28 protein-coding genes are annotated in these 25,138 nt (G+C 54.1%); 8 read left to right on the top strand and 20 right to left on the bottom strand.

Annotated features, from left to right (window positions below; translation table 11 throughout):
• Nucleotides 1-42 precede the first annotated feature (42 nt).
• Nucleotides 43-642 (top strand): 5'-deoxynucleotidase, encoded by a 600-nt coding sequence (yfbR, locus tag F8561_RS19445; RefSeq protein ID WP_014171003.1) that lies wholly within the window; start codon nucleotides 43-45, stop codon nucleotides 640-642.
• 40 nt (nucleotides 643-682) lie between these two features.
• Here the strand turns inward: yfbR and F8561_RS19440 are convergent, their stop codons facing one another.
• From F8561_RS19440 to yfbV, 4 genes are all read right to left on the bottom strand, one after another.
• A complete protein-coding gene (locus F8561_RS19440) occupies nucleotides 683-2,515 on the bottom strand; it encodes an SLC13 family permease (protein ID WP_014171004.1) in 1,833 nt (610 codons plus the stop codon).
• 75 nt (nucleotides 2,516-2,590) lie between these two features.
• On the bottom strand, nucleotides 2,591-3,250 hold the full coding sequence (locus F8561_RS19435) for a sugar phosphatase (RefSeq protein WP_073396193.1): 660 nt from the start codon (nucleotides 3,248-3,250) through the stop codon (nucleotides 2,591-2,593).
• An 11-nt stretch (nucleotides 3,251-3,261) separates the two neighbouring features.
• On the bottom strand, nucleotides 3,262-3,756 hold the full coding sequence (locus F8561_RS19430; RefSeq protein WP_020883140.1) for a YfbU family protein: 495 nt from the start codon (nucleotides 3,754-3,756) through the stop codon (nucleotides 3,262-3,264).
• A gap of 92 nt (nucleotides 3,757-3,848) precedes the next feature.
• Nucleotides 3,849-4,304 carry a terminus macrodomain insulation protein YfbV gene (yfbV, locus tag F8561_RS19425; protein ID WP_008502875.1) on the bottom strand — a complete coding sequence of 152 codons (456 nt, stop codon included), beginning with the start codon at nucleotides 4,302-4,304 and terminating at the stop codon, nucleotides 3,849-3,851.
• Between the two features lie 337 nt (nucleotides 4,305-4,641).
• Between yfbV and ackA the strand changes: the two genes are divergently transcribed.
• Both ackA and pta read left to right on the top strand, forming a co-directional pair.
• Nucleotides 4,642-5,844 carry an acetate kinase gene (gene ackA, locus F8561_RS19420; RefSeq protein WP_040018038.1) on the top strand — a complete coding sequence of 401 codons (1,203 nt, stop codon included), beginning with the start codon at nucleotides 4,642-4,644 and terminating at the stop codon, nucleotides 5,842-5,844.
• Nucleotides 5,845-5,920: 76 nt separating this feature from the next.
• Nucleotides 5,921-8,062, top strand: coding sequence for a phosphate acetyltransferase (gene pta / locus F8561_RS19415; RefSeq protein WP_014171009.1), 2,142 nt, complete (start codon nucleotides 5,921-5,923; stop codon nucleotides 8,060-8,062).
• Between the two features lie 44 nt (nucleotides 8,063-8,106).
• On the opposite strand, the gene F8561_RS19410 is transcribed toward pta, so the two are convergent.
• From F8561_RS19410 to F8561_RS19390, 5 genes are all read right to left on the bottom strand, one after another.
• Nucleotides 8,107-9,060, bottom strand: a complete 954-nt coding sequence (locus tag F8561_RS19410) for a transketolase family protein (protein ID WP_049022769.1) — start codon at nucleotides 9,058-9,060, stop codon at nucleotides 8,107-8,109.
• Nucleotides 9,053-9,883: a transketolase gene (locus F8561_RS19405; RefSeq protein ID WP_014171011.1), complete on the bottom strand. Its 831-nt coding sequence runs from the start codon at nucleotides 9,881-9,883 to the stop codon at nucleotides 9,053-9,055. The genes F8561_RS19410 and F8561_RS19405 overlap by 8 nt, the downstream gene beginning before the upstream one ends.
• Nucleotides 9,880-11,271, bottom strand: coding sequence for a PTS ascorbate transporter subunit IIC (locus F8561_RS19400; protein WP_020883137.1), 1,392 nt, complete (start codon nucleotides 11,269-11,271; stop codon nucleotides 9,880-9,882). The genes F8561_RS19405 and F8561_RS19400 overlap by 4 nt, the downstream gene beginning before the upstream one ends.
• Before the next feature lie 21 nt (nucleotides 11,272-11,292).
• Complete coding sequence (locus F8561_RS19395) at nucleotides 11,293-11,565, bottom strand: PTS sugar transporter subunit IIB (protein ID WP_020883136.1); 273 nt, start codon at nucleotides 11,563-11,565, stop codon at nucleotides 11,293-11,295.
• A 79-nt stretch (nucleotides 11,566-11,644) separates the two neighbouring features.
• Nucleotides 11,645-12,088, bottom strand: a complete 444-nt coding sequence (locus F8561_RS19390; protein WP_025203579.1) for a PTS sugar transporter subunit IIA — start codon at nucleotides 12,086-12,088, stop codon at nucleotides 11,645-11,647.
• A 238-nt stretch (nucleotides 12,089-12,326) separates the two neighbouring features.
• On the opposite strand from F8561_RS19390, the gene F8561_RS19385 reads away from it, so the two are divergent.
• Complete coding sequence (locus F8561_RS19385) at nucleotides 12,327-13,346, top strand: LacI family DNA-binding transcriptional regulator (protein WP_014171015.1); 1,020 nt, start codon at nucleotides 12,327-12,329, stop codon at nucleotides 13,344-13,346.
• Between the two features lie 3 nt (nucleotides 13,347-13,349).
• On the opposite strand, the gene yfcD is transcribed toward F8561_RS19385, so the two are convergent.
• The 3 genes from yfcD to yfcF are packed head-to-tail and all read right to left on the bottom strand — an operon-like array spanning nucleotide 13,350 to nucleotide 15,210.
• Nucleotides 13,350-13,904, bottom strand: coding sequence for an NUDIX hydrolase YfcD (gene yfcD, locus F8561_RS19380; protein WP_014171016.1), 555 nt, complete (start codon nucleotides 13,902-13,904; stop codon nucleotides 13,350-13,352).
• Nucleotides 13,905-13,959: 55 nt separating this feature from the next.
• Nucleotides 13,960-14,511 (bottom strand): phosphodiesterase, encoded by a 552-nt coding sequence (yfcE, locus tag F8561_RS19375; protein ID WP_014171017.1) that lies wholly within the window; start codon nucleotides 14,509-14,511, stop codon nucleotides 13,960-13,962.
• Nucleotides 14,512-14,565: 54 nt separating this feature from the next.
• On the bottom strand, nucleotides 14,566-15,210 hold the full coding sequence (gene yfcF / locus F8561_RS19370; RefSeq protein WP_020883133.1) for a glutathione transferase: 645 nt from the start codon (nucleotides 15,208-15,210) through the stop codon (nucleotides 14,566-14,568).
• Nucleotides 15,211-15,350: 140 nt separating this feature from the next.
• Here yfcF and yfcG point away from each other — a divergent pair, with 140 nt between their 5' ends.
• The 4 genes from yfcG to F8561_RS19350 all read left to right on the top strand — a co-directional run bounded on the left by yfcG (nucleotide 15,351) and on the right by F8561_RS19350 (nucleotide 17,881).
• Nucleotides 15,351-15,980 carry a GSH-dependent disulfide bond oxidoreductase gene (gene yfcG / locus F8561_RS19365; RefSeq protein WP_020883132.1) on the top strand — a complete coding sequence of 210 codons (630 nt, stop codon included), beginning with the start codon at nucleotides 15,351-15,353 and terminating at the stop codon, nucleotides 15,978-15,980.
• Between the two features lie 74 nt (nucleotides 15,981-16,054).
• Nucleotides 16,055-16,423 (top strand): dihydroneopterin triphosphate 2'-epimerase, encoded by a 369-nt coding sequence (folX, locus tag F8561_RS19360; RefSeq protein WP_020883131.1) that lies wholly within the window; start codon nucleotides 16,055-16,057, stop codon nucleotides 16,421-16,423.
• A 13-nt stretch (nucleotides 16,424-16,436) separates the two neighbouring features.
• Nucleotides 16,437-17,330 (top strand): TIGR01777 family oxidoreductase, encoded by an 894-nt coding sequence (locus F8561_RS19355; RefSeq protein ID WP_014171021.1) that lies wholly within the window; start codon nucleotides 16,437-16,439, stop codon nucleotides 17,328-17,330.
• Nucleotides 17,331-17,371: 41 nt separating this feature from the next.
• Complete coding sequence (locus tag F8561_RS19350; protein WP_032678617.1) at nucleotides 17,372-17,881, top strand: GNAT family N-acetyltransferase; 510 nt, start codon at nucleotides 17,372-17,374, stop codon at nucleotides 17,879-17,881.
• 47 nt (nucleotides 17,882-17,928) lie between these two features.
• Here the strand turns inward: F8561_RS19350 and hisP are convergent, their stop codons facing one another.
• The 8 genes from hisP to cvpA form a co-directional block, all read right to left on the bottom strand.
• The gene (gene hisP / locus F8561_RS19345; RefSeq protein ID WP_020883129.1) at nucleotides 17,929-18,702 is read right to left on the bottom strand and encodes a histidine ABC transporter ATP-binding protein HisP; all 774 of its coding nucleotides are present in this window, start codon (nucleotides 18,700-18,702) and stop codon (nucleotides 17,929-17,931) included.
• An 8-nt stretch (nucleotides 18,703-18,710) separates the two neighbouring features.
• A complete protein-coding gene (locus F8561_RS19340) occupies nucleotides 18,711-19,427 on the bottom strand; it encodes an ABC transporter permease (protein ID WP_008502590.1) in 717 nt (238 codons plus the stop codon).
• A complete protein-coding gene (locus F8561_RS19335; protein WP_020883127.1) occupies nucleotides 19,424-20,110 on the bottom strand; it encodes a histidine ABC transporter permease HisQ in 687 nt (228 codons plus the stop codon). Before F8561_RS19335 ends, F8561_RS19340 begins: the two co-directional genes overlap by 4 nt.
• A gap of 88 nt (nucleotides 20,111-20,198) precedes the next feature.
• Nucleotides 20,199-20,981 (bottom strand): histidine ABC transporter substrate-binding protein HisJ, encoded by a 783-nt coding sequence (gene hisJ, locus F8561_RS19330; RefSeq protein ID WP_020883126.1) that lies wholly within the window; start codon nucleotides 20,979-20,981, stop codon nucleotides 20,199-20,201.
• 226 nt (nucleotides 20,982-21,207) lie between these two features.
• Nucleotides 21,208-21,990, bottom strand: a complete 783-nt coding sequence (argT, locus tag F8561_RS19325) for a lysine/arginine/ornithine ABC transporter substrate-binding protein ArgT (RefSeq protein ID WP_014171026.1) — start codon at nucleotides 21,988-21,990, stop codon at nucleotides 21,208-21,210.
• Between the two features lie 290 nt (nucleotides 21,991-22,280).
• Nucleotides 22,281-22,850, bottom strand: a complete 570-nt coding sequence (locus F8561_RS19320) for a UbiX family flavin prenyltransferase (RefSeq protein WP_014171027.1) — start codon at nucleotides 22,848-22,850, stop codon at nucleotides 22,281-22,283.
• Between the two features lie 89 nt (nucleotides 22,851-22,939).
• Complete coding sequence (gene purF, locus F8561_RS19315; RefSeq protein ID WP_014171028.1) at nucleotides 22,940-24,457, bottom strand: amidophosphoribosyltransferase; 1,518 nt, start codon at nucleotides 24,455-24,457, stop codon at nucleotides 22,940-22,942.
• 36 nt (nucleotides 24,458-24,493) lie between these two features.
• A complete protein-coding gene (gene cvpA / locus F8561_RS19310; protein ID WP_000262116.1) occupies nucleotides 24,494-24,982 on the bottom strand; it encodes a colicin V production protein in 489 nt (162 codons plus the stop codon).
• Between the last annotated feature and the right edge of the window lie 156 nt (nucleotides 24,983-25,138).

Genomic DNA, 25,138 nt, shown 5'->3' with positions numbered 1-25,138 from the left:
CCGCACAATGAAGTCTGTCGCAGTGAAGACAAAAGGTAACCTATGAGTCAGAGTCATTTTTTTGCCCACCTCTCCCGCCTTAAACTGATCAACCGCTGGCCGCTGATGCGCAATGTCCGCACCGAGAATGTTTCGGAGCACAGTCTGCAGGTTGCGATGGTCGCTCACGCTCTGGCTGCCATTAAAAACCGGAAATTCAATGGGCAGGTTAACGCTGAACGTATTGCCCTGCTGGCGATGTATCACGATGCCTCGGAAGTGCTGACCGGGGATTTACCGACACCCGTGAAATATTTCAACTCGCAGATAGCCCAGGAATATAAGGCCATTGAGAAGATTGCTCAGCAGAAACTGATCGACATGGTGCCGGACGAGCTGCGCGATATTTTTGAGCCGCTGATTGATGAGCATCAGTACACGGAAGAGGAAAAATTACTGGTTAAGCAGGCGGATGCGCTATGCGCTTACCTGAAATGTCTGGAAGAGCTGTCCGCGGGGAATAACGAATTTCTGCTGGCGAAAACGCGTCTGGAAAAAACGCTGGAATCACGCCGCAGCGAAGAGATGGATTATTTCATGCAGGTGTTTGTGCCGAGCTTCCATTTGTCGCTGGACGAGATCAGTCAGGACTCCCCTCTCTGACGGTATGCCGGGTCGCGACATCGCTACCCGGCATCAGGGTTTAAAACGGGAACAGTACGGGAATCAGTATCACGCACACCACCATCACCAGCACGGTGAAGGGCACGCCTATCTTCACAAAATCACTGAATTTGTAATTTCCCGGGCCAAGCACCAGCGTATTGACCGGTGACGAGACCGGAGTCATAAACGCTGCAGATGCCGCCATAGCGACGATCATGGCAAACGGGTACGGCGAAACCCCCATTGATTTCGCCATCGCCAGTGCAATGGGTGCCATCAGGACGGCCGTGGCCGTATTGGAGATAAACAGGCCTATCGTGGCGCACATGATAAACAGGCAGACCAGCATCATGTAAGGCCCGTATCCACCGCCTGCGTCCATGAGTCCCTTGACGATCAAATCCACCCCACCGGTTTTTTGTAACGCCAGGGCAAAAGGCATCATCCCGACAATCAGAATGATGCTCGGCCAGTGAATGGCTTTGTAGGCGCTTTCGGCATCAATACAGCGGAATTTCCCCATCAGAAGACAGGCGATAATGGCCGCAATGGGGTTTGGAATTTCGTCAGTCAGCATCAGTGCGACCATCAACACCAGGCAAAAAATCGCATGCGGTGCCTGGCTGTGCGCCGGAGAAGCATCGCTCTCTTCAACCGGCATATTGAGTACAACAAAGTCGCGGCCTTTCTGCCCAAGCTGACCGATCAGTTTCCAGTTGCCGACGACCAGGAAGATATCACCGAGCAGGATAGGCTCATCCACTACCGCCCCTTCCATCGCCACGCCATCACGCTTTAAGCCCACCACGTTTAGCCCATAGCGGGTCCTGAAGCCGATTTCGCGCACGGTTTTACCCAGTAATTCAGATTCCGGGATCAGCGACACTTCGGCCATGCCGACATCCAGCGCCTGGTCTGAAAAATACTCCCCACGTAGCACCATGGGTTCCAGCAACTGTTCACTGCAAAACTCGCGCAAATCGACATCGGCGGTGGACATATCAATCAGCAAAACGTCGCGTGCACGGAATTCCGACACCCCGTTGACGTTAACAATCACCCGCCGAAAACGACGCCAGCGCTCTACGCCGATCACGTTCGCGCCATAGCGCTCGCGCAGCTTCAGGTCGTCAAGACGCTGGCCAATGAGGGGCGAGCCGGGGCGGATAGCCAGACGGCGCGCCCGCCCGGTCAGACGGTACTCTTTGATCAGATCGCGGAAGGTCCGTCGTTTCCAGCCGTCTTTGCTTTTATCCTGTTTTTCCCCCTTCAGGGCAAAACGGGTTAACAGCATGTAGACCACGCCCAGCACCAGAATCACCAGTCCAAGTGGGGTCACGCTGAAAAAGCTAAAGCCTTCAAACCCTTCGCGGATTAGCTCACTGTTGACGACCAGGTTCGGCGGGGTCGCCACCAGCGTCATCATCCCGCTGATAAGACCGGCAAAGCTCAGAGGCATCATCAGGCGCGACGGCGAGGTTTGCATCCGCATGGAGACGCTCAGCACCACCGGGATAAAGATGGCGACGACGCCCGTGGAGCTCATAAACGCCCCCAGCCCGGCAACCGTCAGCATCAGGTAGATCAACATTTTGGTTTCGCTGTTGCCGGCCACCTTGACCAGCCACGACCCCATAATGGTCGCCACGCCAGTGCGCACCAGCCCGTCGCCAATAATAAACAGGGCGGCAATCAGGATAACGTTGGGATCACTAAATCCGGAGAAAGCCTCCGGCAGCGTGAGCGTACCGCTCAGCACAAAGGCAACGATGACAAACAAGGCGATGGCATCCATGCGCACCTTGCCTGAGGCAAAGAGAAGGATGGCGATTAAAAGCAGGCTCAGGACCCAAATCAGTTCACCGTTCACAACATATCCTTGTCAGTGGAGGAGACAAAATTTTGCCATAAAAAAGCCCCAACAATGTGGGGCTATATCATGGGATTACATTTTAAGCGAGACGGTTACAACTCCGTCCGGTGCCTTCGCAACGTTAATCGCCGTCAGCGTGTTAAGCACCAGATCCGCCTCGATCAGGCGGGGTGAACCCGCCGGAACGTTAACGGCGATGACGTGGCTTCCGGCGTTCAACCCCGCCAGGACGCCTGCTGCCGCATCCTCCACCACCACACAATCGGCTGGTGCCAGGCCAAGCAGTTCGGCACCGAGTAAAAAGGCATCCGGTTCAGGCTTGCCTCGCTTCACGCGCTCTGCCGTGATAAACACTTCGGGCGTCGGTAACCCTGCGGCCTTGTGGCGGGCATGGGCAACGGGCACCGAGCCGGAGGTGACGATCGCCCACGGGATTTGTGCTTCGTTCAGATGTTCAAGCAGTTCACGCGCCCCCGGCAGCGCTGTGATGCCATCCGTGTCGGTGGCTTCAATGTGCTCAAGATAGCTGAACTCCGCCTGAATCTCTTCCTCAGAACGTCCTGCTAAGAAGTGCCGCAATGAGGTTATGGCCTGTTTGCCATGGATAAAATTCAGTACTTCCTGATGGTCAATGCCATGTCTGTCCGCCCAATGGCACCATGAACGCTCCACAACCGGCAGCGAATCCACCAGCGTACCGTCCAAATCAAACAGAAAACCTCTACACTGCACAAGCACCTCCGTCAGGCATTAATAATTTGTTGAATCTCATTGTTACTTAAATGGTACTGGCGCGGGCAGGCGTGCCAGACGCTCAGCATGCGCTGATATTTTTCCCACATTGGGGTCTGCGCATTGAAGCCGTGTGTGCCCGCGTCAAAATGGGTATAGCGCCCTTCCGTGTTCACCATAAAACGCACATAGCTCAGATAACGCGCTTCCGTTGCGGCATCAAAGCCCAGGAAGGTGACGCGACGTTCGTCAATGGACTGCTGATCTTTGAGATTGGTCCAGGAAACATGCAGGGCGTGATACATCTCCATAATGTCGATCACGGTGCGGCAGGTTTCTTCTTTCATCTCACCAAACTCACGGTCCAGTTCACGCATCTGCAAACCAAAGCCACGTTCGACGATTGTCTGCAGGCGGCTGTAGCGCTCAGCGTTATCGGGATCAAGCATAGTCATCATTTTGTACTGGTTGGACAAAATCAGACGTTGAGCATGGGTCATTTCCATCTTTCGACTCCTGTAGCGCATTGCACTGTAAAAAAAAGACACGGTAACGGTGAGTTACTGTGCCTTCTTTTATTCGTCGTTTCGATGATCAATCACAAGTCATCGAGGAATGTTTTGTCGAGTTGCTTAAAAGCGCGCTTGAGCGTGTCAGCCAGCGCCTGGTAATCGGGCTTGCCTTCGACCGGGGCAAGCGCCTGCCCGGCTTCCTCCAGTTTCCCGCGAACTTCATAAAACCAGTGTAAAATAGAAGGCGGGAGTGGCGTGATAGAACGTTTACCTAACCACCACAGACCCTGCATCGGCAGACTTAACGCGAAAAGTGCCGTCGCAACGGCCGGGCCAAGCTGCCCGCCCAGCGCGATTTGCCAGCAGAGCGTAAAGATGGCGACAGGTGGCATAAAGCGAATCGCATAGCGCGTGGCGCGGATCGTGCGATTCTCAATAAACATGGGCGCAAGGCGCTTTTCCATTGGCCACGTCTTTGCGTAATGCTGTCCCCGACGAAACAGACTGAAAAAATTCACGGACGGGTTCTCTGGTGTCGACATGGCTGCACCTCAACTTCACATATAAAAATTAAAATTTTCGTGCAAAACCACAACAGGCTATGACAACGTTCAAAATATTTTGTCATCAGCACCCCGTATCGGGTATTCTGTGCCAGCCTGATAGGCCCTTAGACGAGAACCATTAACTCGTCAAATTATCGCATATTATGCCATTGGCTGAAAAATGTTCAAAATGGCATAAAATCATATGTATTTCTTCCATCATGCCACAATGTTCGTTTGGCATGATGTTAATCATAAATGTCTGAGTCATTATGCGTTACGCTTTTAGACTCCCTGACGTTTTTTTAGCCACGTATCAATAATAGGTACTTCCATGTCGAGTAAGTTAGTACTGGTTCTGAACTGCGGTAGCTCCTCACTGAAATTCGCCATCATCGATGCGCTCAACGGTGACGAATACCTCTCTGGTTTGGCCGAATGTTTCCATCTGCCTGAAGCACGTATCAAGTGGAAGATGGACGGCAGCAAACAGGAAGCGGCTTTAGGTGCAGGCGCCGCTCACAGTGAAGCGCTGAACTTTATCGTTAACACTATTCTGGCACAAAAACCAGAACTGTCTGCTCAGCTGACTGCGATTGGTCACCGTATCGTCCACGGCGGCGAAAAATACACCAGTTCCGTCGTTATCGACGAAACGGTTATCCAGGGCATTAAAGACTCTGCCTCTTTCGCACCGCTGCACAACCCAGCTCACCTGATCGGTATCGCTGAAGCGCTGAAATCCTTCCCGCAGCTGAAAGACAAAAACGTGGCTGTGTTCGACACTGCGTTCCACCAGACCATGCCGGAAGAATCTTACCTCTATGCCCTGCCGTACAGCCTGTACAAAGAGCACGGCGTTCGTCGCTACGGCGCGCACGGCACCAGCCACTTCTATGTGACTCAGGAAGCCGCTAAAGTGCTGAACAAGCCGGTTGAAGAAGTTAACATCATCACCTGCCACCTGGGCAACGGTGGTTCTGTTTCTGCCATCCGCAACGGTAAATGTGTTGATACATCCATGGGTCTGACCCCGCTGGAAGGTCTGGTGATGGGTACCCGTTCCGGTGACATCGACCCGGCGATCATCTTCCACCTGCATGACACCCTGGGCATGAGCGTTGATCAGATCAACAAAATGCTGACCAAAGAGTCTGGCCTGCTGGGTCTGACCGAAGTCACCAGCGACTGCCGTTATGTTGAAGACAACTACGCAGAAAAAGCAGACGCTAAACGTGCAATGGACGTTTACTGCCACCGTCTGGCGAAGTACATCGGCTCTTACACTGCGCTGATGGACGGTCGTCTGGACGCGGTTATCTTCACCGGTGGTATCGGTGAGAACGCGGCAATGGTTCGTGAACTGTCCCTGGGTAAACTGGGCGTTCTGGGCTTCGAAGTTGACCACGAGCGTAACCTGGCTGCCCGCTTCGGCAAGTCTGGCTTCATCAACAAAGAAGGCACCCGTCCGGCTATCGTTATCCCAACTAACGAAGAGCTGGTCATCGCGCAAGACGCGCACCGCCTGACTGCCTGATTCCACACCGCCAGCAATGCTGGCGGTGCTGTTTTGTAGCCCGCCCCCTGTCGGCGGTAACGAAAGAGGATAAACCGTGTCCCGTACTATTATGCTGATCCCTACCGGAACCAGCGTCGGTCTGACCAGCGTCAGCCTTGGCGTTATCCGTGCTATGGAACGCAAAGGCGTTCGTCTGAGCGTCTTTAAGCCTATCGCCCAGCCTCGTGCCGGTGGCGATGCGCCAGACCAGACCACCACCATCGTGCGTAAGAACTCCAATCTGCCAGCGGCTGAACCGCTGAAGATGAGCCACGTTGAATCTCTGCTCTCCAGCAACCAGAAAGACGTGCTGATGGAAGAGATCATCGCCAACTATCACGCTAACACGCAAGACGCGGAAGTGGTGCTGGTTGAAGGCCTGGTCCCGACCCGCAAACACCAGTTCGCTCAGTCTCTGAACTTCGAAATCGCGAAAACGCTGAATGCTGAAATCGTGTTCGTCATGTCCCAGGGTACCGATAACCAGGAACAGCTGAAAGAGCGTATCGAACTGACCCGCAGCAGCTTCGGCGGCGCGAAAAATACCAACATCACTGGCGTTATCGTTAACAAACTGAACGCACCGGTTGATGAACAAGGTCGTACCCGTCCTGACCTGTCCGAAATCTTCGATGACTCTTCTAAAGCGAAAGTGGTTAAAGTTGATCCGGCAACTCTGCAGGATTCCAGCCCGCTGCCAGTACTGGGCGTGGTGCCATGGAGCTTCGACCTGATTGCTACCCGTGCAATCGACATGGCGCGTCACCTGAACGCTACCGTGATTAACGAAGGCGACATCAACACCCGCCGCGTGAAGTCTGTGACCTTCTGTGCGCGTAGCATTCCGCACATGCTGGAACACTTCCGCGCAGGCTCCCTGCTCGTGACCTCCGCTGACCGTCCTGACGTGCTGGTTGCTGCGTGCCTGGCCGCGATGAACGGTGTGGAAATCGGCGCCATTCTGCTGACCGGTGCTTACGAGATGGATCCACGCGTAAGCAAGCTGTGCGAGCGTGCGTTCGCCACTGGCCTGCCAGTCTTTATGGTGAACACCAACACCTGGCAGACCTCTCTGAGCCTGCAGAGCTTCAACCTGGAAGTGCCGGTTGATGACCATGAGCGTATCGAGAAAGTGCAGGAATACGTTGCGGGCTACATCAACGCAGACTGGATTGAATCCCTGACGGCGACCTCCGAGCGCAGCCGTCGTCTGTCTCCTCCGGCCTTCCGTTACCAGCTGACCGAGCTGGCGCGTAAAGCAGGCAAACGTGTTGTTCTGCCAGAAGGCGACGAACCACGTACCGTTAAAGCGGCTGCCATCTGTGCAGAGCGCGGCATCGCGACCTGTGTGCTGCTGGGTAACCCGGATGAAATTAACCGCGTTGCTGCCTCTCAGGGCGTTGAGCTGGGTGCAGGTATTGAAATCGTCGACCCGGAAGTGGTTCGCGAAAGCTATGTTGCGCGCCTGGTTGAGCTGCGTAAGAGCAAGGGCATGACCGAAGCCGTAGCGCGTGAGCAGCTTGAAGACAACGTTGTGCTGGGCACGCTGATGCTGGAGCAGGACGAAGTTGACGGTCTGGTTTCCGGTGCGGTTCACACCACGGCGAACACCATCCGTCCACCGCTGCAGCTGATCAAAACGGCGCCAGGCAGTTCTCTGGTGTCTTCCGTGTTCTTCATGCTGCTGCCTGAACAGGTTTACGTTTACGGTGACTGTGCGATCAACCCGGATCCAACTGCAGAGCAGCTGGCTGAGATTGCTATTCAGTCTGCCGATTCCGCGATTGCCTTCGGTATTGAACCTCGCGTGGCAATGCTCTCCTACTCCACCGGTACTTCTGGTGCAGGTAGCGATGTAGAGAAAGTCCGTGAAGCGACACGTCTGGCACAGGAAAAACGTCCTGATCTGATGATCGACGGTCCGCTGCAGTATGATGCCGCGGTTATGGCTGACGTTGCGAAATCCAAAGCACCGAACTCACCGGTTGCGGGTCGCGCTACCGTGTTCATCTTCCCGGATCTGAACACCGGTAACACCACCTACAAAGCGGTACAGCGTTCTGCAGACCTGATCTCCATCGGGCCAATGCTGCAGGGTATGCGCAAACCTGTGAACGACCTGTCCCGTGGCGCGCTGGTTGACGATATCGTCTACACCATCGCTCTGACCGCGATCCAGTCTTCACAACAGCAGTAATACGTTACTGACTAAAAAGGCGACCCTCGGGTCGCCTTTTTTATTTACAACAACTCCCTCGCCGCCGACACAATGTCGTGTGCCGTCAGGCCATACTCCTTCTGCAGGAAGTCCTGTGTCCCCACCTGACCGTAACGCTCCTTCACGCCCACCCGGCGCATCGGCACCGGACAGGTTTCCACCAGCACTTCCGCCACTGCCGATCCCAGCCCGTTATGAATGCTGTGGTTTTCGCAGGTCACGATACGTCCGGTTTTCTCGGCGTAGTTTTTCACCAGCATCCGGTCAATCGGCTTAAGGGTAAACATGTCGATCACCGCGGCGCTGACGCCCTCCTGTTCGAGCTGACGCGCCGCTTCAAGCGCTTCCGCCACCATAATGCCGTTGGCAATCAGGGTGATGTCACTGCCTTCGCGCAGTACGTTGCCCTTGCCAAGCGTAAATGTCGAACCCGGCGCATACACGCTCGGGGCCTGCTTACGGATGGTACGCACCCAGTAGAAACCTTCGAGGTCAATAAGCTGGCGCAGTACATCTTCAAACATCACCGCATCCGTTACCTCCAGCACCACCGAATGGGCAAGCCCCCGCACGATGCCCATATCTTCAAACGACATATGCGTGCCGCCGTTATGACAGGCCGTCACGCCGGCATCTGAGGCAATGACCTTCACATTGTTACGCTGGTAGTCCAGGGACATAAACAGCTGATCGAAACAGCGACGGCTGGCGAAGGCGGTAAAGGTATGCACAAACGGCTTGCGTCCGGTCAGCGACAGCCCCGCCGCCGTCCCTATAACGTTAGCTTCCATGATGCCGCAGTTAATCACATGCTGCGGATAATCACGCGCCACGCCATCCATCGCCATTGAGCTCATCAGATCCGCTTCGAGGGCGATAATGTCGCTCCCGGCTTCAATCTGCTGTGCCACAAACCCCGCGTAGACTTTACGCATCTCGACGGCGTCTTTCTGACCTGCAGGTGCAACCTTAATCATGTGAAGCCTCCAGTTGGCGAATCGTCTCGTTGAGGGCCGCCTTGCTCTCGGCGGTTAATCGCAGATGGTGCGAGTTACTCAGTTGCTCCAGATACGGCACGCCCTGCCCTTTGATACTGTCGAGGATCACCACCAGCGGGCGAGCATCCGCCGCCGGAACCAGCGATGTCACCTCCAGCAGTGCCGGAATGTCATCTCCTTTCACCGTCACCACGTCAAACCCGAAGGCACGGAATTTTCCTTCCAGATCGAACGCACAGATAATGTCGTCGAGTTCGCCATCAAGCTGCTGTTTGTTCCAGTCAACGAATACGGTCAGGTTATTCAGGCGATGGTGTGCAATAAACTGGAACGCTTCCCAGCACTGCCCTTCGTTCAGCTCGCCGTCGCCGACGATACAGAAAACCCGGTTGGGGCGTCCCGCCAGCTTATGCGACAGCGCCATTCCACCGGCGATGGAAATCCCCTGCCCCAGCGAGCCGGTGGTGGCATCCACGCCGCGCGTTTTTAGCCGGTCCGGATGGCTCGGCAGACGCGTACCGTTCTGGTTCAGCGTGCTCAGCTCTTCCATCGGGAAATAGCCTTTGATCGCCAGGGTGCTGTACAGCGCCGGACCAGCATGTCCTTTTGACAAGACAAAGTAGTCACGCTCTGGCCAGTCCGGGTCGGCCGGGTCAATTTTCATCACTGCGCCGTACAACACGGCCAGGGTTTCAACAACCGACATACTGCCGCCGTAGTGACCAAAGCCCAGCTGGGTCAGCATTTTCAGCGTTTCAAGGCGGATCTGACGCGCCAGATGGGTTATCTCATTCTCATTCATGATTTGGCTCCGGTGTTTTCCTGCGCGTTATCGCCCGCAGATTTGTTTTTAGCGAACACGTTGTACGCCACCAGCAGTGCGAACAACGCCACAACAAGGCCGGTGATGGCAAGCGGCGACAGGAAGCGCGCCAGGTTACCCAGCACGATCCCGACAGCGCCAAAGTCAGCGTCCGAGAACGTGGTATTGGCAAATCCAATTGCCCCCAGCACCGGCAGCAGCAGAACCGGCAGGAAGGTGATCAGCAGGCCGTTGGCAAACGCACCAATCATCGCTCCACGACGTCCCCCCGTGGCGTTACCAAACACGCCCGCGGTAGCGCCGGTGAAGAAGTGCGGCACCACACCAGGCAGAATCAGCACCCAGCTGAACTGCCCACAGATAAACAGCCCCACCAGCCCGCCAAGGAAGCTAAACAGGAAGCCAATCAGCACCGCATTTGGCGCATACGGATAGACAACCGGGCAGTCCAGAGCCGGACGTGCATTCGGCACCAGTTTTTCAGAAAAGCCGGTAAAGGCCGGGACGATTTCCGCCAGAATCAGGCGCACACCCTGCAGGATGATGAACACCCCCGCGGCGAACGTGATGGCCATGATGATGGCATAGACCAGGTAGTTCTGACCGCCGCTAAAGGTCGCCTCAACGTAGTCACGCCCGGCGCTCACCGCCATGATCAGGTAAATGATCATCATGGTCAGCGAGATGGAGATAGAACTGTCGCGCAGGAAGCTCAGGTTCTTCGGCAGGTTCATCTCTTCAGTCGAGCGAGAGCCTTTGCCGAACTTGCTGCCAATCCAGCCGGAGAGAACATAGCCCAGGGTACCGAAGTGACCAAAAGCAATGTCATCGTTGCCGGTAATGCGCTTCATGTAACGCTGCGCCAGTGCCGGGAAGAAGGCCATCACCAGACCGAGGATCAGCGACCCGGTAAACACCAGGCCAACGCCCTCAAAACCCGCCACGGTGAGGATGACCCCAATCATGCATGCCATGTAGAAGGTGTGATGCCCGGTCAGGAAGATATACTTCAGACGCGTAAAGCGGGCGACAATGATATTTGCCACCATACCGAATGCCATAATCAGCGCGGTAGAGGCACCGTATTTCTCCAGCGCAATGGAAACAATTGCCTCGTTATTGGGAATAATGCCCTGAATATTAAAGGCGTGTTCAAACATTCCGCCTAACGGATTTAATGACCCAACCAGCACCGTGGCCCCGCCGCCAAGTACAATAAAACCGAGTATGGTTTTAATGGTCCCTTTCACCACATCAGAAAAAGATTTCTTTTGAGCGACCAGGCCAATTAAGGCTATTAAGCCCACCAGCACCGACGGGACTTTTAATATATCAACAACGAAATTCAGCGTTTCAAGGATAAACATATCCACCTCGCCTTATCAGGATTATTGTCTGTCGAACCAGGCGCGGAGCTGCGCTTCGAGTTCGTTGATATCAATGATGTTGTTGATCACCACCAGCTGGCTTTCCGGCACGCTGGCACTGGCGGCAATGTCCTTCGCCATCACGAAAAGATCGGCGGCACCCGGCGTTGCCGAGGAGAGATCGGCGTGTTCAACGTCGGCGTCAATGGCCAGCTTCTTGAGTACCTTTTTAATATTCATTTCGACCATAAAACTACTGCCCAGGCCTGAACCGCAAATAGCCATAATTTTCATTGTTGTCCCCTTTTTTTGAGTAGAGCACGCCCCATCACGCTAAACGTAATGTTGTGATAAATCGGATGAGAGAATTAAATCAGAAGCGGTCAATAATCGTTTTAATATCCTCCAGGGTATTCGCCTGATGCAATTCAGCCATATCGTCGTCGCTGGAAAATAATTCAGCGAGGGCAGAGATCATGTCGATGTGACTGTGTTTATCCGGCGCCGCGAGCATAATAATAACATCCACGGGATCGAACTCGCCGGCACCAAAAGAGACTCCCTTTTTCAGTTTTAATAATGAGAGGCCTAATCCTTTGGCCCCCTCTTCCGGCCGCGCATGCGGCATCGCCAGCCCTGGTGCCAGCACATAATAAGGTCCTAGTGCATGATGCTGCTCAATGATGGCCGTCACGTATTCCGGGCCAATCACCTGCAGATCCAGCAACGGTTTCGCGCATATTTCCAGCGCCTGCGGCCAGCTTTCCACGCTCTCCTGCAACGTGATGGTTGTATCATATATCCACTTTTTCAGCATTTCTCCGTCCCGCCACAATGCAAAAGATGAGCAAACTTTATTCAACACATCCCTTATTGACTGCGATCGGGATCACAAAGATAGCGCTACCAATCGCTAACATTCAGAAGTGTGATAGCGCTATCAAATTGTAATCATGGTGTGAATTCACAGCAAAAAAAGGGATTTAAGGCGTATACTGCGTTTCACGTGAAACGAAGGATGATAATAAAAACGCGTCTGGTCAGCAGGAAGGTGTATGTCTCTAACCCGAAAACGGCGCAGTACCGGTAAAGTGACACTCGCCGATGTCGCACAGCTTGCCGGGGTGGGCACGATGACCGTGTCCCGTGCACTCCGCACGCCTGAACAGGTTTCCGATAAACTGCGAGAAAAAATAGAAGCCGCTGTACAGGAATTGGGCTACATGCCTAATCTCGCTGCCAGCGCGCTGGCCTCGGCATCGTCATGGACGATTGCGATGGTCGTTCCTAATCTCTCCGAATCCGGTTGCTCGGAGATGTTCGCCGGGCTTCAGCAGGTGCTGCAGCCTGCCGGCTACCAGATCATGCTGGCCGAATCACAGCATCGACTCGAGCAGGAAGAAAAATTGCTGGAGACGCTGCTGGCGTCGAACATTGCCGCTGCGATTTTGCTCAGCGTTGAACACTCCGATACTGTCCGCCACTGGCTGAAAAACGCCTCCATTCCGGTCATGGAAATGGGGGCCATGCGCGCCGATCCTATTGATATGAATATCGGGATTGATAACGTCGCGGCGATGTACGAACTGACGGAGATGGTTATTAAGCGCGGCTACCAGAATATTGGCCTGCTGTGTGCTAACCAGGAGCAGTGGATTTTCCAGCAGCATTTACAGGGTTGGTACAAAGCGATGCTTCGCCACCATATGTCACCAAACCGGGTGATTAACGCCGCCATGCCACCGAGTTTTTCCACGGGTGCGGCGCAACTGCCGGAGTTCCTGCTGGCGTGGCCAGAGCTGGATGCACTGGTGTGCGTGTCGGATGAACTGGCCTGCGGGGCACTTTATGAATGCCAGCGTCGGCGTATAAAAGTACCGGACGATCTGGCCGTGGTGGGTTTTGGCGATAGCGACGTCAGCCGGGTCTGTCAGCCACCGCTGACGACCATGGCTGTGCCACATCGTAAGATTGGGATTGAAGCGGGACGCGCGTTACTGGAACGTCTGAATGATGGAGACTGGCGCGATCATAAACCTATCGCGTCCAGCCTGTGTCTGCGGGAGAGCTGTTGAGGCTTACTCCGCCTCTTCCTCTTTTTCCGCTTTCGTGGATTCGTTTTTAGCGTTGCGGGTCATCCACAGCGCCAGCGCTTTTAACGAATCCGGGGTGAACTCGTCGCAACGCGCGGTAATTTCTTCCGGCGTCATCCAGTTCACTTCGCTCACTTCTTCTTCCTGCAGGGCGAACGGGCCATGGGAAACGCAGCTAAACAGCCCGCCCCAGACGCGGCAATGTTCGTCCTCGAAATAGAACTGACCATGCTCGGCAAACGGCACGCCGGCAATCCCTAACTCTTCTTCCGCTTCACGACGCGCGGAGTCCAGCAGAACTTCATCCGCCTGAACAACGCCGCCTGCAGTTGCATCCAGCATACCAGGGAGAAAATCTTTGGTGTCCGTGCGGCGCTGAACCAGAATTTTGCCCATCCCGTCATGCACAACGATGTATGTCGCACGGTGACGCAGACGCTCCGCGCGCATTTGTTCGCGGCTGGCCTGCGCGATCACTTCATTCTCTTCGTTGACAATGTCAACCCACTCTGTACTTGCCAAATGACTCTGCTCCACCATCGGGAAACCTTCTCGTCTAAGCGCTCTTTCGGCGCGTTTGCAGTTGAGGTGTAACTTACGGATTAATCGCTATTTGCGCAATAACTTGCTGATCATTAAGTGCGATTACGCTTAACGTATTCTCATCGAGCATGCCATAGCTTGCTGGATTTCCACCTTTCGGTATGCTGACCGAACCGGGGTTAAAGTGATACATCTCGCCGCGTTTTTCTGCCACCGGAATATGAGTATGACCGTAAACCAGGACATCGCCAGCCGCCAGTGCCGGGAGATTTTCCGGGCTAAAAAGATGACCATGGGTCAGGAACAGACGGCTATTTTCCATCAGCACCTGTTGCCAGGGGGCAGTGATGGGAAAATCCAGCAGCATCTGGTCCACTTCACTGTCGCAGTTACCGCGAACGGCGATAATGCGCGAAGCATACTGGTTGAGTTTTTCCGCTACCTGCGCCGGTGCATAGCCTTCCGGCAGCGCATTGCGCGGACCATGATTTAACACATCCCCCAGAATCACCAGCCATTGCGCCCCGCTTTGAGCAAACAGAGAAAGAACACGCTCGGTCGCGGGCAGCGAACCATGGATATCAGACGCAAACATCAGTTTCATCAGTCACTCCCTGGAAATCAGACTGCCTTATCATACCTGAAGCGTCAGGCTATATCAGCCCGCCCGCTTAGCGGAGAGTGCCACATAGCGCTGCACTGAGGCGCGTTGCCACTGAAACGCGGCATAATCCACCAGCAGCTGAGGCACCTCATCTCCATTGAGGATCAGACGGTTCAGCATCAGCGCCAGATCGGTATCGGCAATACACCACTCGCCGAATAAATTCGGATTACCATGAGCCAGCAGAGAAGTCGCGGTATCGATCAGTTTTTGGGCACTGGCCGCACCGTCTTTACTCAGCGCCGGTTTTTTCACCCCGGCAAACACCACATCCGTGGAGCGTTCCACGCGAATCGGCACCAGATCGCTGCGCAGCCACGCCTGGATCTGACGTGCGCGGGCACGTTTTTGCAGATCGTGAGGGTAGATGCGCTCCCACTCAGGTGGTGCGAACCGCTCTTCCAGATACTCATCGATCGCCGACGATTCACTCAGCGCGAAGCCATCAATATCCAGCACCGGCACGCGACGGGTCAGGGCGTAGCCCTGCCACTGTGGTTTCAGATGTTCACCGCCGTCCAGATCCACCGTCTTTAGCGTAAATGACAGTCCTTTTTCGGCCAGCGCCACATACGCGCTCAGAACATAGGGAGAAAAGAAATCTGCATCGGACCATAACGTGATTACGGGCTGGTTCATAACATCCTCATCGGCTGATCGGTTTTCATTCAACATATAATCTCTTTGCCTCGCTGTCACTTGATGAAAACTCACGATTTACAACAACCACCTATACTCATTTTTCATGGCGTCACTATTTTCACTGACAGGAGTTGAGAATGATCGACCTTTATTATGCCCCTACCCCGAACGGCCATAAGATCACCCTCTTTCTTGAGGAAGCCGAACTGGATTACAGGATCATTCGCGTGGATATCAGCAAAGGCGATCAGTTCAGTCCTCTCTTTCTGGCTATATCGCCAAACAATAAAATCCCGGCCATTATTGATAACCATCCTGCCGATGGGGGCAAGCCGTTGAGCCTGTTTGAATCCGGAGAAATATTGCTCTATCTGGCAGAGAAGACTGGCAAATTGCTGAGCGGAGAGCTGCGCGAGCGTCACCACACGCTGCAGTGGCTTTTCTGGCAGACAAGCGGTCTGGGGCCGATGCTCGGACAAAACCACCATTTTACTGCCTACGCACCGCAGCCGATTCCTTATGCTATCGAACGCTATCAGGTGGAAACCCAGCGGTTATACGGCGTTCTGAACCGTCGGCTGGAGAAAGCACCGTGGCTCGGCGGGGATCATTACAGCATCGCCGACATTGCCTGCTGGCCCTGGGTGAATACCCATGAAAAGCACCGCATTGACCTGGCGTCTTACCCGGCGGTGAACAACTGGTTTGAACGAATCCGCACGCGTCCGGCCACCGAACGCGCCATGCAAAAAATCCAGCAAATTTAAGCCGGTGGCTGGTGTGTGCCGGAGAGGCTCTCATGTATTATGTGAAGGAAATTCTGACACGGAGAAGACCTGCAATGTCACAGCATGACGCTATTATTCGTATAAAAAATTTACGCCTACGCACCTTCATCGGTATCAAAGAGGAAGAGATCGCCAACCGTCAGGATATCGTGATTAATGTGGTTATCCACTACCCGGCTGAGAAAGCGCGGGCCAGCGAAGATATTAATGATGCGCTGAACTACCGCACGATAACCAAAAAAATCATCCAGTACGTGGAAAACAACCGCTTCTCTTTACTGGAAAAATTAACTCAGGATGTGCTCGACATCGCACGCGATCATCACTGGGTCACTTATGCTGAAGTAGAGATCGATAAACTTCACGCCCTGCGTTACGCCGATTCCGTCTCGATGACGTTAAGCTGGCAACGCCAGGCGTAACCCTGGAGGTTGTATGAAGATTTTGCTGACCGGCGGTACCGGCCTGATTGGTCGCCATCTCATTGCGCGTCTGCAGGCGTTGCATCACGACATCACCGTGGTGACGCGCAGTCCAGAGAAAGCGCGCCAGGTGCTGGGCGCAGGTATCGACATCTGGAGAAATCTGGCCGAGCAGCAGAATCTGGACGGATTTGACGCCGTCATCAACCTGGCAGGCGAACCGATCGCCGATAAGCGCTGGACGGAAGAGCAAAAACAGCTCCTGTGCAGCAGCCGGTGGACCCTTACCGAGAAGCTGGTTGAGCTTATCCGCAACAGTCATACCCCGCCGTCGGTTCTCATTTCGGGTTCTGCCGTAGGGTATTACGGCGATCTCGGCGAGGTGGTGGTAACGGAAGAAGAGCCGCCCCACAACGAGTTCACCCATAAACTTTGCGCCCAGTGGGAGCGTATCGCCTGTGCTGCGCAAAGCGATCATACCCGCGTCTGCCTGCTACGCACCGGTGTGGTCCTTGCCCCGAAAGGCGGCATTCTGGCGAAGATGCTCCCCCCTTTCAGGCTCGGTCTTGGCGGGCCAATCGGCAATGGCCGTCAGTATCTGGCGTGGATCCATATCGACGATATGGTCAACGGTATTCTCTGGCTGCTGGATAACGATCTGCGCGGGCCGTTTAATATGGTTGCGCCCTACCCGGTGCGAAACGAACAGTTTGCCCATGCTCTCGGACATGCCCTGCATCGCCCGGCGATTTTGCGCGTGCCTGCTACGGTGATCCGCCTGATGATGGGTGAAGCGTCCGTGCTGGTGTTAGGCGGGCAACGGGCCCTGCCAAAACGGCTGGAAGCGGCCGGGTTTGCGTTCCGCTGGTATGACTTAGAAGAGGCGCTGGGGGATGTGGTGAGATAATGTTACAGTGATATGCCATGTTCCGACGAAATGGCATATCTATGGCAACCATTACCACTCCCCGGCTCCACCTCACGCCCTTCGAACCCACTGACTGGCCTTTTTTCCGTGCCCTGCGCGAGGATCGCGCCATCATGCAGTATATGGCCGCTATCGCCCCGGAAAAAGAGACCCGACGCCTGTTTGCCGCACGTCTGACGGCAGCGCATGTGTTCGTTATCCGCTTACGCGATGAAGAGACCCCACTGGGCGATATCGGCCTGCAAATCAGCGCTGAAAATCGTGAAGAGGCGGATATCGGCTATACGGTCGTGCCTGCCGCGCAAGGCCAGGGCATCGCCAGTGAGGCACTGCGCGCGGTGTGTGACTACGCATTTAACCAGACGGGTGTAAAGGCGATTAACGCATATGTGCTTGCAGACAACGGCGGGTCAGTCCGGGTACTGGAGAAAGCGGGTTTTGTGCGCACGCAGGTGCTGGAAAAAGCGTATGAGATTAACGGTGTGCGGTATGACGACTGGGTGTATCGACTGGAGTGTGGTGCGGTCTGATGCCCACACTCCGGCCCTCTCCCACAGGGAGAGGGGAAAGGCAAAACCTACTTCAAAGACCCCTTCAGGAACTGCTGCAAACGCGGGCTTTGCGGGTTCGCTAACACCTCATCGGGATGCCCCTGCTCTTCGATTTTCCCCTGATGCAGGAAGATGACGTGGTTAGAGACGTTCCGGGCAAAGCCCATCTCGTGCGTCACCACCACCATCGTTTTGCCCTCTTCGGCGAGCTTCTGCATGATGCGCAGCACTTCGCCAACGAGTTCCGGGTCCAGCGCGGAGGTCGGTTCGTCGAACAGCAAGACTTCCGGCTCCATCGCCAGCGCGCGGGCAATGGATACACGCTGCTGCTGCCCGCCGGACAGATGTACCGGATACTTCATCTGCTGGCGTTCATCAATACCCACTTTCGCCAGGTATTTCACCGCACGGTCGCGGGCGTCCTGTTTGCTGAGACCCAGCACCTGGATTGGCGCTTCCATTACGTTCTCCAGCACCGTCATATGGCTCCAGAGATTAAAGTGCTGGAAAACCATCGTCAGGCGCGTACGCAACAGACGTAGCTGATTTTTATCCGCCACCTTCAGCTGGCCGTCTTTGTCACGCACCAGATTGATGTTCTGCCCGCTCACCACAATTGAGCCTTCGCTCGGTTTTTCGAGGAAGTTAATGCAGCGCAGGAAAGTACTTTTACCGGAGCCGGATGAGCCGATAATACTGATGACATCGCCCGCGTTTGCCTGCAGCGACACCCCTTTCAGCACTTCATGTTCGCCGTAGCGTTTGTGCAGATCAATAACGTTTAATTTGTTCTCAGCCATCATCATTCTCAGTGCGTCGAAGAAGGTTTTATATGCTGCAACCAGCGTTTTTCTGCCTTACGGAACAGGCTAATCAGGACGTATGAAATTATCAAATAAAGCACTGCCGCAATACCGAATGCGGTAAACGGCTGATAGGTTGCCGAGTTAATATCCCGGGCAATCTTCAGTAAGTCCGGCACCGTGGCGGTAAAGGCCAGCGCCGTGGAGTGCAGCATCAGAATCACTTCGTTACTGTACGCCGGTAACGCAATACGCAGCGCCGACGGCAGAATGATGCAACGGTAAAGCTTCACGGAGGAGAAGCCGTACGCACGCGCCGCTTCAATCTCACCGTACGGGACAGAGCGAATCGCCCCTGCGAAAATCTCGGTGGTATAGGCGCAGGTATTGAGCGTCAATGCCAGCACCGTACAATTCAGACCGCTGCGGAAGAACGCATTGAGCATTTCAGTGCCTTTTACGATCTCAAGCGTGTACATCCCCGAATAGAACACCAGCAGTTGCACGTACAGCGGCGTACCGCGAAATACATAGGTAAACAGCCAGATTGGGAACTGGATAAATTTATTGTTCGACACACGACCAATGGCGAGAAATACCGCCAGAATGCCGCCCATCACCACAGAGGAGATCAGAAGCCAGAGCGTAATGGCGACGCCGGTGAAGCGATAGCCATCTGTCCACAGCAGCGATTTCCAGTATTCCTGAATAATCTCAATCACAGATCAGCCCTCTTCACACCCACGGAGTAGCGACGTTCGAGCAGAAGCAGCACACCATTGGAGGCGGTCGTAAAGACCAGATAGATTACGCCACATACCACCGCAAAGTAGAACGGCTCCCAGGTGCTTTTGCCGGCAAGCTGGGTCGCTTTCACCACATCTTCCAGGCCAAGCAGAGAGACCAGCGCGGTTGCCTTAAGAATAACCTGCCAGTTGTTACCGATACCTGGAAGCGCATAGCGCATCATGGCCGGGAACATGATTCGACGAAACGTCTGTGAGGAGGTGAAACCGAATGCAGTTGCCGCTTCAATGTGGCCTTTCGGCACAGCCATATACGCGCCGCGGAAGGTTTCGGTGAAGTAGGCCCCGTAGATAAAACCGAGCGTAATAATACCGGCCACCATCGGGTCGATATCGATTTGTCCCATACCCATTGCGTCCGTCACGCTGTTAAGCGCAATCTGCAGACCGTAAAAGATCAGAAGCATTAGCACCAGATCGGGAACACCGCGAATCAGCGTCGTATAGCCTTCAAAAATCAGCGCCAGCGGCTTGTTAGCCGAAAGCTTCGCCCCTGCGCCCGCCAGACCTATCAGCACCGCCAGCACCACGGAGCTGAGAGCCAGCTCAAGGGTGACAAGCGCGCCCTGTAAAATAACGCCAGAAAATCCGTACAGCATACCGCGAGCCCTGTCGTATCGTGAGTGGTGGAACCGTGTCTTTTCCCCTCCCACAGTGGGAGGGGCTGCACGTTATTTGACGGGGCGATTAGCCGCCGTAAACATTAAAATCGAAGTATTTTTTCGCAATTTTCTCGTACGTGCCGTCAGCGCGCATTTCGGCAAACGCTTTGTTCAGCGCTTCACGCAGTTCGTTGTCTTCCTTGCGCAGGCCCATACCGGTGCCTACACCAAACAACTTCACATCCTTGATGGATGGACCGCCAAACTTATAGTCTTTGCCGACCGGCTGCTTCAGGAAGCCTTCGCTCGCCGCGACTTCATCCTGGAACGCCGCGTCAATGCGACCTGCCGTCAGGTCAGCGTAGATATTTTCCTGGCCCTGATAAGAGACGATTTCAATCCCTTTCGGTGCCCAGTGTTCGTTACCGTAGGTTTCCTGAGTGGTCCCCTGCAGCACGCCCACGCGTTTGCCTTTCAGCGACTCGAGAGTGGGCTGAATGTCGGAAGATTTGGCGACGACCAGACGTGAATCTGCCGCGTAGAGTTTGTCCGTGAAAGCAATCTCCTGCTGGCGTTTTTCAGTAATGGAGAGCGAGGACATAATCACGTCGATTTTTTTCGCTTTCAGCGACGGGATCAGCGCGTCCAGTGGGTTCTCAACGTAGGTACACTGCGCTTTGATGCGTTTGCACAGTTCGTTGGCCAGATCGATGTCAAAACCAACCAATTCACCTTTAGAATTCTTCGATTCGAACGGTGCATAGGTAGGATCGGTACCGATTCGAATTTTCTGCGGAATTGCTGCGAATGCCGCGGTGGCGCTGGAAAAAGCCAGCACCAGAGAAAGTGACAATACTAGTTTTTTCATATCTGTCCTCAACAAACTGTCTACATACGGGATTTTTACGACGACGGGGTGGTGCTAATGTGCCATCAATCCCCTCCGTCAGGCAAAGAATAATGCCTTTGAGACGGGATTTTTTGCATTATAAATGCGTAAGTATGCACACAGCGATCCAATACAGTGCATTAATTGCACCATATTGGATCATCCCGCCTAGCAATGCACCTCAGCAGTGCATTGTCGTCAGGTATTAGTCACCGTAGACGTTGAAGTCGAAGTATTTCTTCGCCAGTTTGTCGTAGGTACCGTCTTTACGCAGCTCAGCAAACGCTTTGTCGAAGGCGGCTTTCAGCTCGGTATCATCCTTACGCAGGCCGATACCCGTACCATCACCAAAGTACTTTTTGTCTTTCACGGACGGGCCAGCAAAAGCGTACTCTTTGCCCGCTGGCTGTTTCAGGAAGCCTTCGCTCGCGGCGACTTCATCCTGGAATGCCGCATCCAGACGGCCTGCCGCCAGGTCAGAGTAGATCAGATCCTGGTTCTGGTACGCCACCACGTCGACGCCCTTTTCACGCCAGTTCGCATTGGCAAACCCTTCCTGCGTTGAGCCCTGAAGCACGCCGACATGCTTGCCTTTCAGCGAGTCGATGGTGGGTTGAATCGGGGAGCCTTTAGCGGCAATCAGACGTGAATCTGCAGCGTAAAGCTTGTCAGAGAAGGCAATCTCCTGCTGACGTTTTTCGGTGATAGAGAGAGAAGAGATAATGGCGTCGATTTTCTTGGCTTTCAGCGACGGGATTAACGCATCAAAGTCGCTGCCCACCCATGTGCATTTCACCGCAATGCGTTTGCACATTTCATTTCCCAGATCGATATCAAACCCAACGAAATCGCCTTTCGCATCCTTGGAAGAGAATGGCGCGTAGGTTGCGTCTGTACCGATACGAACTGTCTGTGGAAGCGCTGCGTAGCTACCTGCTGCCGCACTTAACCCCACCAGCAAAGACAGAGCCAGAACCGTCTTCTTCATACATTTACCCTCAAGTACCGTGATTTTATTATGTATTGTGTTGTGTGTTGTGTTGCAGGCTTCTCTTGCAGGTCTTATGCCACATTGCCGTCTGGTGAAAAGTTCGACGTTAAATATGTTAATAAAACGTTGCGATATTGCCTTAATGGTGAAAGATAGCAGGTCTGCCGAACGAACCGGAAAGAGAAAAAGGGAAAAAGCGAATTAAATGTCGAGGATATGATCGCCGTTGCATAATTGCCCTGAAACAGGGCACGTTATCTTTTCATGCACGCTGTGGGTGCACAGATTCAGGCACCCTGCCAGCGGGTGAAGAGGTCTTCGGGCAGGTCGATATCAAACTGATCGAGAACGCGGTTAACCGTCTGATTAATCACATCATCCAGTGAAACGGGCCGGTGATAGAACGCCGGTACCGGTGGCATGATCACCGCGCCGAGTTCAGCAGCCTGAGTCATTAAACGCAGATGTCCCAGGTGCAGCGGCGTTTCCCGCACGCAGAGAACCAGAGGACGACGCTCCTTCAGCACCACGTCCGCGGCGCGGGTCACCAGCGTGTCGGTATAGCTGTTTACAATGCCGGAGAGCGTTTTAATGGAACAAGGCAGGATAACCATGCCCGCCGTTTTAAACGAGCCAGAGGAGATGCTGGCGGCGATATCGCGGGCATCGTGAACCACATCCGCCAGCGCCTGGACATCACGCAGTGAGAGGTCGGTTTCAAGAGAGAGGGTCTGACGTGCCGCCTGGCTCATGACCAGATGCGTTTCCACTTCTGCCACGTCACGCAGCACCTGTAACAGACGTACGCCGTAAATCGCGCCACTGGCACCACTGAGCCCAACAATGAGTCGTTTCATGATTTTCGCCCTAACTGATTTCAGGGCAGACTGTGCAGGATTTTGCGGGGAGTTGCAAGTGAGGGCAAATGCCCTCACTTGCACAGACATCAACCTTCGTTGTGCATCTCTAAACTTTCGAGATCGTTTTGCAGCTGGACGGCCTTCGCATCGTCGTTGCGCAGCGAATCAAGGTAGTCGAGGTACTGCTGGTCAACGTCTTTCGTCACGTAGACGCCATTAAACACGGAGCATTCGAACTGCTGAATATCCGGGTTCTCAGCGCGTACTGCGTCGATAAGATCGTTCAGATCCTGGAAAATCAGGCCGTCGGCACCGATGATCTGACGAATTTCGTCCACTTCACGACCGTGAGCGATCAGCTCATTGGCGGTTGGCATATCGATGCCGTACACGTTCGGGAAACGAATTTCCGGTGCGGCTGAGGCCAGATACACTTTCTTCGCACCCGCTTCGCGCGCCATCTCAATAATCTGTTCTGAGGTGGTGCCACGAACGATGGAGTCATCCACCAGCAGGACGTTTTTGTCGCGGAACTCAGCGCGGTTTGCGTTCAGTTTACGACGTACGGACTTACGGCGCAGCTGCTGACCCGGCATGATAAAGGTACGACCAACGTAGCGGTTTTTCACAAATCCCTGACGGTATGGCTTGTCCAGAATGCGGGCGATTTCCAGAGCGATATCGCAGGACGTTTCCGGAATAGGAATAACGACGTCGATATCCAGATCGTCCCATTCGCGGGCAATCTTCTCGCCAAGTTTTGTCCCCATGTTCACGCGCGCGCTGTAAACGGAAATCTTGTCGATAAACGAGTCCGGACGGGCGAAGTAAACATATTCAAACAGGCACGGATTGCTCACCGGGTTGTCAGCACACTGGCGGGTGAACAGCTGGCCCTTCTCAGTGATATAGACCGCTTCGCCAGGCGCAACATCACGCAGGAACTCGAAGCCCAGGGTATCCAGCGCCACGCTTTCAGAGGCAACCATGTATTCGGTACGACCATCACCGAGATCGCGCTTACCGAGCACCAGCGGGCGGATGCCGTTTGGATCGCGGAAAGCAACCATCCCGTGGCCGATAATCATCGCCACGCAGGCATACGCACCACGGATCTGGCGGTTAGTCGCGGCAACGGCGGCAAAAATGTTGTCTGCTTCCAGCGGGTAGTGACGGAAGTTATCCAGCTCGCTGGCAAAGATATTGAGCAGAATTTCAGAATCAGAGGTGGTGTTGATGTGGCGACGTTTCTCTTCGAACAACTTCTTACGCAGCTCGTGCGCGTTGGTCAGGTTGCCATTGTGGGCAAGCGTGATGCCATACGGTGAGTTGACGTAGAAAGGCTGAGCCTCAGAGGCGCTGGAACTACCAGCAGTAGGATAACGAACGTGACCGATCCCCATATTACCTTGCAGACGCTGCATATGGCGGGCTTCAAACACATCATTTACCAGACCATTCGCCTTACGTAAACGGAAGCAGTTGTTTGCATCAATGGTGATGATACCCGCAGCATCCTGCCCACGGTGCTGAAGCACCGTTAACGCGTCATAAATCGACTGGTTTACCGGCATGAAACCGGCGATACCGACAATACCGCACATTCGTCTTTTCCTCGTTAAGCCACATCTCAGAGCGCATTACGCTCTGGGCAAGAAACTCGACGAGCTTTGCAGATAGTCAAAGAACCATCTGATGATGAAACTGAACTCTGGAATGAGCTGCGATTTTTGCCAGTCTTCACTTTTGGAGAACCCGGTAAAGGTATCCAGGAAGAACAGGATCGCGGCCACAATCAGCACGCCTCGTAGTGCGCCGAAACAGATCCCGAGTACCCTGTCTGTTCCTGACAGACCGGTTTTCTCGACCAGCTGACCTATCACGTAATTTACGATAGCGCCGACAATCAGCGTCGCGATAAACAGCACCGCGATAGCGATTCCATTTCGGACCAGTTCATCTTCAAAGCCCGTGAACCAGACAGACAGGTAAGTGTAGTAATGACTGGCAACAAAGAAAGCACAACCCCAGGTTACCAGCGATAACGCTTCACGAACAAAGCCACGGATCAGGCTAACCAGACAGGAAAAACCAATCACCGCAATGATGGCGTAATCAATCCAGACCATATGTGTCCCACGATTTAACGCCCTGTCATCCAGTTCGGGGCGAATTCTAACAGAAAAAGAAAACGTTTGCGTAGGGATTTCCTTCCCACGCGTAAATAAAAAAGGCGCTGAAAAAATGTTCAACGCCGTGGCTTTTTACGTCTCTGTGGACGTCTG

It is taken from the genome of Enterobacter sp. 198, from assembly GCF_009025585.1.
Taxonomy (GTDB): domain Bacteria; phylum Pseudomonadota; class Gammaproteobacteria; order Enterobacterales; family Enterobacteriaceae; genus Enterobacter; species Enterobacter ludwigii.
Note: the sequence above shows the minus strand (reverse complement) of the source record. Positions and strands in the feature narration are given on the sequence as shown.

Bases quoted from the DNA above. Each gene is read 5' to 3' on its own strand.
- F8561_RS19320 (WP_014171027.1), bottom strand. From the start codon at position 22,850: ATGAAACGACTCATTGTTGGGCTCAGTGGTGCCAGTGGCGCGATTTAC.
- F8561_RS19410 (WP_049022769.1), bottom strand. From the start codon at position 9,060: ATGATTAAGGTTGCACCTGCAGGTCAGAAAGACGCCGTCGAGATGCGT.
- yfcF (WP_020883133.1), bottom strand. From the start codon at position 15,210: ATGAACCAGCCCGTAATCACGTTATGGTCCGATGCAGATTTCTTTTCT.
- F8561_RS19395 (WP_020883136.1), bottom strand. From the start codon at position 11,565: ATGAAAATTATGGCTATTTGCGGTTCAGGCCTGGGCAGTAGTTTTATG.
- purF (WP_014171028.1), bottom strand. From the start codon at position 24,457: ATGTGCGGTATTGTCGGTATCGCCGGTTTCATGCCGGTAAACCAGTCG.
- F8561_RS19430 (WP_020883140.1), bottom strand. From the start codon at position 3,756: ATGGAAATGACCCATGCTCAACGTCTGATTTTGTCCAACCAGTACAAA.
- F8561_RS19400 (WP_020883137.1), bottom strand. From the start codon at position 11,271: ATGTTTATCCTTGAAACGCTGAATTTCGTTGTTGATATATTAAAAGTC.
- argT (WP_014171026.1), bottom strand. From the start codon at position 21,990: ATGAAGAAGACGGTTCTGGCTCTGTCTTTGCTGGTGGGGTTAAGTGCG.
- F8561_RS19350 (WP_032678617.1), top strand. From the start codon at position 17,372: ATGGCAACCATTACCACTCCCCGGCTCCACCTCACGCCCTTCGAACCC.
- folX (WP_020883131.1), top strand. From the start codon at position 16,055: ATGTCACAGCATGACGCTATTATTCGTATAAAAAATTTACGCCTACGC.
- F8561_RS19335 (WP_020883127.1), bottom strand. From the start codon at position 20,110: ATGCTGTACGGATTTTCTGGCGTTATTTTACAGGGCGCGCTTGTCACC.
- F8561_RS19385 (WP_014171015.1), top strand. From the start codon at position 12,327: ATGTCTCTAACCCGAAAACGGCGCAGTACCGGTAAAGTGACACTCGCC.
- hisJ (WP_020883126.1), bottom strand. From the start codon at position 20,981: ATGAAAAAACTAGTATTGTCACTTTCTCTGGTGCTGGCTTTTTCCAGC.
- hisP (WP_020883129.1), bottom strand. From the start codon at position 18,702: ATGGCTGAGAACAAATTAAACGTTATTGATCTGCACAAACGCTACGGC.
- yfcE (WP_014171017.1), bottom strand. From the start codon at position 14,511: ATGAAACTGATGTTTGCGTCTGATATCCATGGTTCGCTGCCCGCGACC.
- ackA (WP_040018038.1), top strand. From the start codon at position 4,642: ATGTCGAGTAAGTTAGTACTGGTTCTGAACTGCGGTAGCTCCTCACTG.
- F8561_RS19390 (WP_025203579.1), bottom strand. From the start codon at position 12,088: ATGCTGAAAAAGTGGATATATGATACAACCATCACGTTGCAGGAGAGC.
- yfbV (WP_008502875.1), bottom strand. From the start codon at position 4,304: ATGTCGACACCAGAGAACCCGTCCGTGAATTTTTTCAGTCTGTTTCGT.
- yfcG (WP_020883132.1), top strand. From the start codon at position 15,351: ATGATCGACCTTTATTATGCCCCTACCCCGAACGGCCATAAGATCACC.
- cvpA (WP_000262116.1), bottom strand. From the start codon at position 24,982: ATGGTCTGGATTGATTACGCCATCATTGCGGTGATTGGTTTTTCCTGT.
- yfcD (WP_014171016.1), bottom strand. From the start codon at position 13,904: ATGGTGGAGCAGAGTCATTTGGCAAGTACAGAGTGGGTTGACATTGTC.
- F8561_RS19355 (WP_014171021.1), top strand. From the start codon at position 16,437: ATGAAGATTTTGCTGACCGGCGGTACCGGCCTGATTGGTCGCCATCTC.
- F8561_RS19405 (WP_014171011.1), bottom strand. From the start codon at position 9,883: ATGAATGAGAATGAGATAACCCATCTGGCGCGTCAGATCCGCCTTGAA.
- yfbR (WP_014171003.1), top strand. From the start codon at position 43: ATGAGTCAGAGTCATTTTTTTGCCCACCTCTCCCGCCTTAAACTGATC.